The following is a 2,128-nucleotide window of genomic DNA, read 5'->3' on the forward strand; positions in this document are numbered from 1 at the left end:
GCGCTCCGAAATCTGTTCTTTGCCGTATGCTTCGTATATCTTGCTACCTTTGGTCAGCTCACAAGCCCAAGCACCTAAGCGCATCGTACCTCCTTTGTGGGTAATCTGCTTCTGACTTTCCATTAGGCTAATCACAGGGTAAGGCGTATGCTCGTCCATTTCGGTAGAGTTAGCTCCTTTAAGTCCTGCTACGTGACGGGCAAACTCTATTACCGCCATTTGCATACCTAAGCAGATGCCTAAGAAAGGAATGTTGTGTTCGCGCACGTACTCTATAGCTTTTATTTTGCCTTCTATACCGCGTCCTCCAAAACCTGGCGCTACTAATACGGCGTCCAAATGCCCTAATTTAGCTTTTATATTTTCCTCGTTGATATGTTCAGAGTGAATGCTTTCCACATCCACACGCACCTCATTAGCGGCTCCCGAATGTATAAATGCCTCTAAGATTGATTTATACGAATCTTGCAACTCCACATATTTACCCACCAAACCTATTTTCACGCGGTGTTTAGGGTTTTTATATCGTTGCAAGAAAGCGTTCCATTGGGTCAAATCTGGGTCATTTTTGTAAGGGAGGTCTAACTTCTTAAGGGCTACTTTATCAAGCCCTTCTAAAAGCATTCGGTTAGGTACATCATAAATGGTCGAAACATCTATTGATTGTATTACCGCCTCGCGTTTTACGTTGCAGAAGAGGGCTAACTTATAGCGAAGCTCATCAGAAAGTTCGTGTTCAGTGCGGCATACCAATATATCGGCTTGTATACCACTTTCCATCAGCATTTTTACGCTATGCTGAGTAGGTTTAGTCTTAAGCTCACCAGCGGCAGCCAGATATGGCACTAAAGTAAGGTGAATAACTATACCATTATGCTCTCCCAAATCCCATAATAGTTGGCGCACCGACTCTATATAAGGTAGCGATTCTATATCGCCTACAGTCCCACCTATTTCAGTGATAACGATGTCGTACTCACCTGTTTTGCCTAGTATTTGTATGCGTTCTTTTATTTCGTTGGTAATGTGGGGTACTACCTGTACAGTTTTACCGAGAAACTCGCCTCGTCTTTCTTTTTCTATAACACTTTGGTAGATACGTCCTGTAGTTACGTTGTTAGCCTGCGAAGTATGCACATTTAGGAAACGTTCATAGTGTCCTAAGTCAAGGTCGGTTTCGGCGCCGTCTTCGGTTACGAAGCATTCGCCGTGTTCATAAGGGTTCAGAGTCCCCGGGTCTACATTTATATAAGGGTCAAACTTCTGAATAGTAACCCTATAGCCACGAGCCTGCAATAGTTTAGCCAGTGAGGCTGCGATAATACCTTTGCCTAAAGAAGACGTAACGCCTCCTGTTACAAATATATATTTAGTTGCCATTTCATTTATTTTGCCGCAAAATTACGAATAAAAAGCAAAACTACAAAAAATAAATATCATTAACTCTTTGTTCGCCTATTCTTTCTCCCCATAATTCCCTTAATCTCACCTGCCTCACCTGCCCCACTTGTCCCACATCTCTGCCCGTGCGGCTCGCACTCCCACTTGTCTCACCTGTCCCACTTGTCTCACCTGTCCCACTTGTCTCACCTGTCCCACTTGTCTCACTTATCCCACTTCTCTGTCCATGCGGCTCGCACTCTCACCCGTCCCACTTGTCTCACCTGTCCCACCCGTCCCACATCTCTGCCCGTGCGGCTCGCACTCCCACTCGTCCTACCTGCAAAATTCCTAATATTTTTCACTTTATTTTAAAAATACTGCAATTATATCTTCAGTACAGAAAAAATATATAATAGATATAGAAAGAATATAGGAAGCCCCAACAAAACTTATTATGAAATCCGCAACAAAACCAGAAAAATAGGCTACTCTCAGCCCTCCCATTCCTCCCAGACCTCCCATTCCTATCAAAAGCCAACAAAAAAATAATTTGTTTTTTTATTTTTTTTGTATTACTTTTGCGGCAAATTATTAATTCCTGAAATGAAAGTAGCTGTTGTAATGGGGAGCAAAAGCGACTTGCCCGTGATGCAAGAGGCAGTCGATATACTCCGTTCTTTCGACATAGAAACCGTGGTTGATATAGTATCGGCACACCGCACTCCTGAAAAACTAATGGATTTTG

General features: G+C 43.0%; 3 protein-coding genes. 1 reads left to right on the top strand and 2 read right to left on the bottom strand.

Annotated features, from left to right (window positions below):
* Both HMPREF9074_RS11420 and HMPREF9074_RS12215 read right to left on the bottom strand, forming a co-directional pair.
* Positions 1-1,380, bottom strand: a 1,380-nt coding sequence (locus HMPREF9074_RS11420; protein ID WP_034540974.1) for a CTP synthase, incomplete at its 3' end; no start/stop codon positions are given.
* A 224-nt stretch (positions 1,381-1,604) separates the two neighbouring features.
* Positions 1,605-1,745: a hypothetical protein gene (locus HMPREF9074_RS12215; RefSeq protein WP_155846596.1), complete on the bottom strand. Its 141-nt coding sequence runs from the start codon at positions 1,743-1,745 to the stop codon at positions 1,605-1,607.
* A gap of 241 nt (positions 1,746-1,986) precedes the next feature.
* On the opposite strand from HMPREF9074_RS12215, the gene HMPREF9074_RS11425 reads away from it, so the two are divergent.
* On the top strand, positions 1,987-2,128 hold a 142-nt coding region (locus tag HMPREF9074_RS11425; RefSeq protein WP_034540976.1), incomplete at its 3' end, for an AIR carboxylase family protein.

It is taken from the genome of Capnocytophaga sp. oral taxon 329 str. F0087 (assembly GCF_000213295.2).
GTDB lineage: Bacteria > Bacteroidota > Bacteroidia > Flavobacteriales > Flavobacteriaceae > Capnocytophaga > Capnocytophaga leadbetteri_A.